8 protein-coding genes are annotated in these 8979 nt (G+C 71.3%); 7 read left to right on the top strand and 1 reads right to left on the bottom strand.

What is annotated here, in order from left to right; all coding sequences use genetic code 11:
- The coding region (locus B7X32_RS14990) for a DAK2 domain-containing protein (protein ID WP_292721236.1) at positions 1-703 on the bottom strand (703 nt) is incomplete at its 3' end.
- An 18-nt stretch (positions 704-721) separates the two neighbouring features.
- Between B7X32_RS14990 and B7X32_RS14995 the strand changes: the two genes are divergently transcribed.
- From B7X32_RS14995 to argH, 7 genes are all read left to right on the top strand, one after another.
- Complete coding sequence (locus B7X32_RS14995; RefSeq protein WP_292721238.1) at positions 722-1495, top strand: TenA family protein; 774 nt, start codon at positions 722-724, stop codon at positions 1493-1495.
- Between the two features lie 285 nt (positions 1496-1780).
- On the top strand, positions 1781-2848 hold the full coding sequence (argC, locus tag B7X32_RS15000) for an N-acetyl-gamma-glutamyl-phosphate reductase (RefSeq protein ID WP_292721240.1): 1068 nt from the start codon (positions 1781-1783) through the stop codon (positions 2846-2848).
- A complete protein-coding gene (argJ, locus tag B7X32_RS15005; protein WP_292721242.1) occupies positions 2845-4002 on the top strand; it encodes a bifunctional glutamate N-acetyltransferase/amino-acid acetyltransferase ArgJ in 1158 nt (385 codons plus the stop codon). Before argC ends, argJ begins: the two co-directional genes overlap by 4 nt.
- Positions 3999-4898, top strand: coding sequence for an acetylglutamate kinase (argB, locus tag B7X32_RS15010; RefSeq protein ID WP_292721245.1), 900 nt, complete (start codon positions 3999-4001; stop codon positions 4896-4898). Before argJ ends, argB begins: the two co-directional genes overlap by 4 nt.
- A complete protein-coding gene (locus B7X32_RS15015) occupies positions 4895-6115 on the top strand; it encodes an acetylornithine transaminase (protein ID WP_292721249.1) in 1221 nt (406 codons plus the stop codon). The genes argB and B7X32_RS15015 overlap by 4 nt, the downstream gene beginning before the upstream one ends.
- The gene (gene argF, locus B7X32_RS15020) at positions 6112-7062 is read left to right on the top strand and encodes an ornithine carbamoyltransferase (protein ID WP_292721252.1); all 951 of its coding nucleotides are present in this window, start codon (positions 6112-6114) and stop codon (positions 7060-7062) included. Before B7X32_RS15015 ends, argF begins: the two co-directional genes overlap by 4 nt.
- Complete coding sequence (gene argH, locus B7X32_RS15025) at positions 7059-8498, top strand: argininosuccinate lyase (RefSeq protein WP_292721255.1); 1440 nt, start codon at positions 7059-7061, stop codon at positions 8496-8498. The genes argF and argH overlap by 4 nt, the downstream gene beginning before the upstream one ends.
- Positions 8499-8979: the final 481 nt, after the last annotated feature.

Raw genomic sequence — 8979 nt, forward strand, 5'->3', positions numbered from 1 at the left:
GGCGGAACAGTTCGGTGCGCTCGGCCAGTCCCTCGGGCAGGTCGGCCGAGGTGTCGGTGACGATGGCAACCGCTCCGGCCCGCTCCGCCGAGCGCGCCTGCGCATGCATGTCGTCCGCCTTGGTCGACTCGACCCGGCCGAATCGGGCCGCCGTTTCGAACAGGGCCTGCGGCGAGGCGACGTGCGCATGCAGGCGCATCCTGGTGACCGACCCAGCAACCACGATGCAGGAGGCACCCAGCGCCTGGACCGCCTCGCGCACGGCAGCGGGATGCAGGTCGCTGCCGGTGATCAGGCACTCGCTGCACCAGCGGTGCGCCGGGTCGGCGTCGGCCAGTTCGTCGTCGCCGTGGGCAAGCAGCGGATCGAGCTCCGGCACGGCCGCGGCGATCGGCGCCGCCTCCCCGCCGAGCACCGCGCCAATACCCTCGAGCAGATGCACGAAGCCCTGTGCCCCGGCGTCGACCACACCGGCCTTCTGCAGCACCGGCAGTTGCTGCGGCGTGTGGGCCAGGGCGCGGCGGGAGCGTTCGAGCGCGGCGCCGAACCACGCGCGGAGATCGCCCACGTCGTCGCGTGCCTCCAGCGACTCGGCGAAGGCGGCGATCACGCTGAGCATGGTCCCCTCGCGCGGCTCGGCCACCGCCTCGCGCGCGGCGCGTGCCCCGGCCTGCACCGCCTGCGCCAGTCGCGCCGGCGCCACCGCGACGCGGTCGCCGAGGTGCGGTCCTGGCTGCGGGAGTCGATCGCCGCCGGCGCCGGCCTGCAGGTCGGATCCGGACACGGTCCGGTCAGCCACTTCGCCGGGCTGTGGCGGCGCGGGGGCCTCGAGGCCGGTCCGGGCCGCGCGGCGATCGCGGCGGAGTGGTGGTCGTCGATCGCCCCGATCCGCACCGCGATCGACGACCTGCCGTTCCTGCACGGCCTCGCCGACGGGACCCTGCCCGAGGCCTCGTTCCGCTGGTACCTCGCGCAGGACGCGCTGTACCTGCGCGACTACGCGCGCACCCTCGCGGAGGCGGCGCGGCTCGCGCCGGACTCGGCGGAGCAGGCCTTCTGGGCGCACTCCGCCGAGCAGTCCGTGATCGGCGAGCTGCAGCTGCATGCGAGCCTGCTGTCGCCGGAGGGCATCGGCGCGGCGACGTTCCGTGCGGATCCCGCCCCTGCGACGGTCGCCTATCTCGACCACCTGCGCGGCACGGCGTTCGACGGCGACTACCGGGTGCTCATCGCCGCGCTGCTGCCGTGCTTCTGGATCTACGCCGACGTCGGCACGCGACTGCACGCGCAGGCCGGGGGCGACCCCGCGCATCCTTTCGCGTCATGGCTGGACGAGTACGCGGATCCGCGCTTCGCGGAGGCGACCGAGGAGGCGATCCGGATCGTCACCGCGCATGCGGCCGCCGCGGACGCGCACACTCGTGAGCGGATGCGGACCGCGTTCCTGCGCTCGAGCGAGCATGAGCGCGCCTTCTTCGCCGCTGCGGTCCTCTGAGCACGCGCCGGGCACGATGACGCGCGGTGGCGCCCCCGATTTGGTCGAGGGCGCCACCGCGCGATATCGTCGCCGCATGCTTCCGGCTCCGCACACGACCACCCCGAAGGGTGCTGCCGTGGTGCGTCGACGCCGTACGGGCGACCGCCGACTCTAGGCGACCCTGCGCTCCCGCGTCGAAGACGGCGGGGTGCCGGTGTCGCCGCCTCCGGCCCCGCATCCGCACTGCTGCCGCACGCCGCCATCTTGGGCGTCGTCGGCAGGCCCGACCGTTAAGGTGGAAGCATGACGTATTCCGTCGCCGTCTCCGGCGCATCCGGTTATGCGGGCGGCGAGATCCTTCGCCTGCTCGCGAACCATCCCGACGTCGAGATCCGCACCGTCACGGCGCACTCGAACGCCGGACAGCAGCTCTCCGAGCACCAGCCGCACCTGCGCTCCCTGGCGCACCTGACTCTGCAGGACACGACGCCCGAGGTCCTCTCCGGGCACGACATCGTCTTCCTCGCGCTGCCGCACGGCCAGTCGGGGCAGTACACCGACGCACTCGGCGACGTCCCGCTCGTGATCGACGCAGGCGCCGACCACCGGCTCACCTCGCAGTCCGCGTGGGACGCGTTCTACGGCGGCGCGTTCCACGAGCCGTGGGCGTACGGCGTCCCCGAGCTCCTGGTCGGGCCGGCCTCCGGGGGCGGGGTGAAGCAGCGCGAGCATCTCCGCGGCGCCACCAGGATCGCCGCCCCGGGCTGCAACGCCTCCACCGTGAGCCTGAGCCTGGCCCCCGGCGTCGCGGCCGGCGTGATCGATCCCTCCGACATCGTGACGGTGCTCGCGGTCGGCCCCTCCGGCGCCGGCAAGAGCCTCAAGACGCACCTGCTGGGCAGCGAGATCCTCGGATCCGCCAACCCGTACGCGGTCGGGGGCACGCATCGGCACATCCCCGAGATCCGCCAGGCCCTCGCGGCCGCATCCGGCGCCGATCCGGACGGGATCCGGATCTCGTTCACCCCGGTCATCGTGCCGATGGCGCGGGGGATCCTCGCGACCTCGACCGCCCCCATCGTCCCCGGCGCCACCGACGCGCAGATCCGCGACGCGTGGCAGGCCGCCTACGGCGACGAGACCTTCGTGCAGCTGCTGCCGGAGGGATCCGTCCCGCGCACCGCCGACGTGCTGGGCGCCAACACGGCGCTCATCGGCCTCGCGATCGACCGCGCCGCGAACCGCGTCGTCGTCGTCACCGCCGTCGACAACCTCGTCAAGGGCACCGCCGGCGCCGCCATCCAGTCCATGAACATCGCGCTCGGCCTCACCGAGACCACGGCGCTCAGCATCAACGGAGTCGCCCCATGAGCGTGACCGCACCCCAGGGATTCGAGGCGGCCGGTGTCGTCGCGGGCCTCAAGTCCACCGGAAAGCCCGATGTGGCGCTGGTGGTGAACCGCGGCCCGCGCAAGGTCGGCGCCGCGGTGTTCACCAGCAACCGCGCCAAGGCCAACCCGATCATCTGGTCGCAGGAGGTGGTGAAGGACGGCGTCATCGAGGCCGTCGTGCTGAACTCCGGCGGAGCCAACTGCTTCACGGGGCCCTTCGGATTCCAGACCAGCCACCTCACGGCGGAGCGCGCCGCGGAGCTCCTCGGCGTGAGCGCCGGAGACGTCGTGGTCTGCTCCACCGGCCTCATCGGCACGGGCGACGAGGTCTTCCGCAGCAAGGTGCTCGCGGGCGTCGAGGACGGCGTCGCACAGCTGAGCGCCGACGGGGGCGAGGCCGCGGCCGAGGCGATCATGACCACCGATACGGTCGCGAAGACCGTCGTCCTGAGCCGCGACGGCTGGACCATCGGCGGCATGGCGAAGGGTGCGGGCATGCTCGCCCCTGGGCTGGCCACGATGCTCGTGGTGCTCACCACCGATGCCGATCTCGAGGCGTCGGAGGCGCATGCCGTCCTGCGGCGCGCGACCGGCGCGACCTTCGACAGGCTCGACTCCGACGGCTGCATGTCGACCAACGACCAGGTGACGCTGCTCGCCAACGGCGCGAGCGGGATCCGCCCCGACCTGGACGCGTTCGCCGCGGCGCTCACCGAGGTCTCGGACGAGCTGGCCCGCAAACTTCAGGACGACGCGGAGGGCGCGAGCCACGCGATCTCGATCGAGGTCGTGCACGCGGCGGACGAGCGGGACGCCGTCGAGGTGGGCCGCGCGGTCGCGCGCAACAACCTCTTCAAGGCGGCGATCTTCGGCAACGACCCGAACTGGGGCCGCGTGCTCGCCGCGATCGGCACCACAAGGGCCGCGTTCGATCCCTATGACGTCGACGTGTCGATGAACGGCGTGCGGGTGTGCACCGCCGGCGGGCCGGATCGCCCGCGCGAAGAGGTCGACCTGACCCCGCGCGCGACGCACGTGCTGATCGACCTCAAGGTCGGCGAGGCTGCGGCGACGATCCGCACGAACGACCTCACCCACGACTACGTGCACGAGAACAGCGCCTACGCCTCATGAGCGATCTCCAGGACACCGCGCCCGAGGAGGCAGCGCTCAAGGCGCAGACCCTCATCGACTCCCTGCCGTGGCTCAAGCGGTTCCGCGACCAGATCGTGGTCGTCAAGTACGGCGGCAACGCGATGATCTCGGACGAGCTGCAGGAGGCCTTCGCACAGGACATCGCGTACCTGCGCTACGTCGGCGTGCTTCCCGTCGTGGTGCACGGCGGCGGCCCCCAGATCTCGAACATGCTCGACCGCCTGGCGATCCCGAGCGAGTTCAAGGGCGGCTACCGGGTCACCTCGACCGAGGCGATCAGCGTCGTGCGGATGGTGCTCACGGGGCACATCAACCCGCAGCTCGTCGCGAAGATCAACAGCCACGGCCCGATCGCGACCGGTCTCAGCGGTGAGGACGCCGGCCTGTTCGGCGGCCGCCGCCGCGGCGTCGTCGTGAACGGCGAGGAGGTGGATCTGGGCCGCGTCGGCGACGTCGTGCAGGTGGATCCGACCCCGGTGCTCGACCATCTCTCCGCCGGCCGGATCCCGGTCGTCTCCAGCATCGCGCCGGACCTCGACCATCCGGGCCAGTCGCTCAACGTGAACGCGGACGCGGCCGCCTCGGCATTGGCCACGGCTCTCGGGGCGGTCAAGCTCGTGATCCTCACGGACGTCGCCGGCCTGTACGCGGATTGGCCGAACCGCGACTCCCTGGTCTCGCACCTCACCACGGGGGAGCTGAAGAAGCTCCTCCCGTCGCTCGAATCGGGAATGATCCCGAAGATGACCGCGTGCCTGGAGGCCGTGGAATCCGGCGTGCACGCGGCGGCGATCATCGACGGGCGGGTGCCGCACTCGGTGCTCGTCGAACTGTTCACCAGCAAGGGAATCGGAACGGAGGTGGTGGCGGGATGACGTCGCCGGCCGAGGGAACATGGCAGCAGAGCGCGGACCGCGACCTGATCTTGAATGCGGGGCCGCGGTTCGAGCTGCTCGTCCGCGGTGAGGGATCGCACCTGTGGGACGGCGAGGGGCGACGCTACCTCGACTTCCTCGCGGGGATCGCCGTCACCGCGCTCGGGCACGCCCACCCCGTCTTCGTCGAGGCCGTGTCCCGCCAGGCGGGCACGCTCGCGCACGTGTCGAACTACTTCGCCACGCCGCCGCAGCTCGAGCTCGCGGCGCGGCTGAAGCGCCTCGCCGGAACCGGCGACGAGGGGCGCGTGTTCTTCGGCAACTCCGGAACCGAGGCCAACGAGGCCGCGTTCAAGCTGGCCCGTCTGCACGGCGGCACCGAGCGCCCGCGGATCCTCTCCCTCGACAACGCCTTCCACGGCCGCACGATCGGTGCGCTCGCGCTCACGGCGAAGGCGTCGATGCGCGATCCGTTCCAGCCGCTGCCCGGGGGCGTCGAGCACATCCCCGCCACGATCGAGGCGCTCGAAGCCGCGATGGACGACCGCGTCGCCGCGCTGTTCGTCGAGCCCATCCAGGGCGAGGCCGGCGTGCTCGAGCTGCCGGAGGGCTACCTCCGCGCGGCGCGCGAGCTCACAGCGAAGCACGGTGCGCTGCTCATCGTGGACGAGATCCAGACCGGCGCCGGCCGCACCGGCGACTGGTTCGCCTTCCAGCACGACGGGATCGTGCCCGACGCGATCACGCTGGCGAAGGGCATCGGCGGCGGCTTCCCGATCGGCGCGCTCGTCGCCTTCGGCGAGGCCGCGGCGCTCCTGCAGCCCGGATCGCACGGCTCCACCTTCGGCGGCAACCCGCTCGCCACGGCCGTCAGCAACGCGGTGCTGGAGGAGATCGAGAAGTCCGGCCTCGTGCAGAACGCGCGGGAGCGCGGCGCGCAGGTGCGCGACGCCGTCGAGGGGATCGGTTCCCCGCTCGTCACCGGCGTGCGCGGCCGCGGTCTGCTCATCGGCGTGGCACTGGCCGCGCCCGTCGCCGGCGATGTCGTCGCCGCGGCGCAGCGCCTCGGGCTCGTCATCAACGCCGCGAACCCGTTCTCGGTGCGGATCGCTCCCGCGCTCACGATCGGCGACGCCGAGATCGCCGAGTTCACCGCCCTGTTCACGGCCGCCCTCGCCGAGGTCGCCGCCACCGCTCTCACGGAGACCCACGCATGACCCGCCACCTGCTGCGCGATGACGATCTGACCACGGCCGAGCAGACCGAGATCCTCGACCTCGCGCTCGAGCTGAAGAAGGACCGCTGGGCGGACAAGACCCTCGCCGGTCCGCAGACCGTCGCGGTGATCTTCGACAAGTCCTCGACCCGCACCCGCGTCTCGTTCGCGGTCGGGATCGCGGATCTCGGCGGATCCCCGCTGATCATCTCGACGGCGAACAGCCAGCTCGGCGGCAAGGAGACCCCGGCCGACACGGCAAGGGTGCTCGAGCGTCAGGTCGCCGCGATCGTGTGGCGCACCTATGCGCAGGCGGGTCTCGAGGAGATGGCCGCCGGCACCAGGGTGCCGGTGATCAACGCCCTGTCCGATGACTTCCACCCGTGCCAGCTGCTCGCCGACCTGCTCACGATCCGCGAGCACAAGGGCGACCTCAAGGGACTCACGCTCTCGTTCTTCGGTGACGGACGCAGCAACATGGCGCACTCCTACGTGCTCGCCGGCGTCACCGCCGGAATGCACGTGCGGGTCGCGTCTCCCGAGGACTACGCGCCCCGTGCCGATGTCGTGGCCGACGCCCACCGCCGTGCGGCGGAGACCGGCGGATCCCTGACCCTGGTCGCGGATCCGGACGAGGCCGCGGCCGGCGCCGACGTCATCGTCACCGACACCTGGGTGTCGATGGGCAAGGAGGAGGAGAAGGCCCAGCGCCTCCGCGACCTCGGCGCCTACAAGGTCACCAGCGCGACCATGGCGCTCGCCGACCCCGAGGCGATCTTCATCCACTGCCTGCCCGCCGACCGCGGCTACGAGGTCGACTCCGAGGTCATCGACGGCCCGCAGAGCGTCGTCTGGGACGAGGCGGAGAACCGCCTCCACGCTCAGAAGGCCCTGCTGGTCTGGCTCATCGGGAAGTCTTCCGCGTCGTCGAGCGAGGGATCGAAGTGACCGAGACGAAGCACACCGCCGCGCACGGCACGAATCAGGGCGCCCTCTGGGGCGGCCGATTCGCCGGGGGACCCAGCCCGGAGCTCGCCGAGCTGAGCCGGTCGACGCAGTTCGACTGGATCCTCGCGCCCTACGACATCGCGGGTTCGCACGCGCACGCCACCGCGCTCGAGGCGGCGGGCTACCTGGAGGCCGACGAGGCCGTCCGGATGCATGCGGGTCTCGACGCCCTCGCGGCGAAGATCGCCGACGGCACGCTGCTCCCGCAGCCGGCGGACGAGGATGTGCACGGCGCGCTCGAGGCGGCGCTCATCGCCGAGGTCGGCGCGGATCTGGGCGGGCGCCTGCGCGCAGGCCGCAGCCGCAACGACCAGATCGCGACGCTCGTCCGCATGTACCTGATCGACCACGCGCGGGTCATCGCGCGTGAGGTGCTCGGCCTCGTCGACGCCCTCGTCGCCCAAGCGGTCGCGCACGACAGCGCGATCCTGCCGGGGCGCACGCATCTGCAGCACGCGCAGCCCGTGCTGCTCGCGCACCACCTGCAGGCGCACGCCTGGCCGCTGGTCCGCGATCTCGAGCGGCTCGTCGACTGGCGCGCGCGTGCCGGCGTCTCGCCGTACGGCGGGGGAGCGCTGGCCGGATCCACCCTGGGGCTCGACCCCGCGCTGGTCGCCCGGGAGCTCGGTCTCGACCGTCCCGCGGAGAACTCGCTGGACGGCACCGCCGCGCGCGACGTCGTCGCGGAGTTCGCCTTCATCACGGCGATGATCGGCGTCAACCTGTCCCGCATCTCCGAGGAGATCATCCTCTGGAACACCCGCGAGTTCGGCTTCGTCACGCTCGACGACGGCTACTCGACCGGATCCAGCATCATGCCGCAGAAGAAGAACCCGGACATCGCCGAGCTCGCGCGCGGCAAGTCCGGGCGGCTCATCGGCAACCTGTCCGGCCTCATGGCGACGCTCAAGGGCCTGCCTCTCGCGTACAACCGCGATCTGCAGGAGGACAAGGAGCCGGTGTTCGACTCGGTCCGCACCCTCGAGGTCGTGCTGCCGGCGTTCACCGGGATGGTGGCGACGCTGCGGTTCGACACGGCGCGCATGGCGGAGCTCGCTCCCCAGGGGTTCTCGCTCGCGACCGATGTCGCCGAGTGGCTGGTGAAGAACCGCGTGCCGTTCCGCGAGGCCCACGAGATCTCCGGATCCCTGGTGCGCGCGTGCGAGCAGCGGGGCATCGGCCTCGAGGATGCGGATGACGCGCTCCTCGCCGAGGTGTCGCCGCACCTGACCCCCGCCGTGCGCGAGGTGCTCACGATCGAAGGATCCGTTGCGAGCCGGGACGGCGCCGGAGGCACGGCCTCGGTGCGGGTCGCCGAGCAGCGCACCGAGCTCGTGGCCAGGGCGCAGGCCGCCGCTCACGCCCTCGGGATGTGACCGAAGCCGGCGCCTCCGACGCTCGTCAGGACCATCGAAACCCCCTTCCAGGCCTTCGCCTGGGCGGGGGTTTCGGCGTTCATCTGGTCTTTCCTCCGCGCGAGGGAGGGCGGAGGGGGCATGCGACACGCCCGGGCTGCGACCAGGATTTGCCGGAACCCCGGGATCCGCGTAACTTATTACTTGTTCGCCCCAAGCGGTAGAGCGAAAGGCCGGAAGGTCTGACTCCCCAAGCGGCGAACGAATCCCGATCTCGATGAAGAACTTCCCTCGTGGAAGATCTTCGACTATGATTGGGAACTCCCACCTCAGGTTCGCCGCAAGGCGCAGCGAGGGGGAGTGAGATCAAGCCCCACTTGTGATGCCGCGAGGTTGAACTGTGGGAGCATCCGATCCTTGAGAACTCAACAGCGTGCACTTGTCAAATGCCAATTTATTCCTCGTCCAGCTTTCGGGCTGGTTGAGAAATTCCTTTGGATCA

Source organism: Microbacterium sp. 13-71-7, from assembly GCF_002257455.1.
GTDB lineage: Bacteria > Actinomycetota > Actinomycetes > Actinomycetales > Microbacteriaceae > Microbacterium.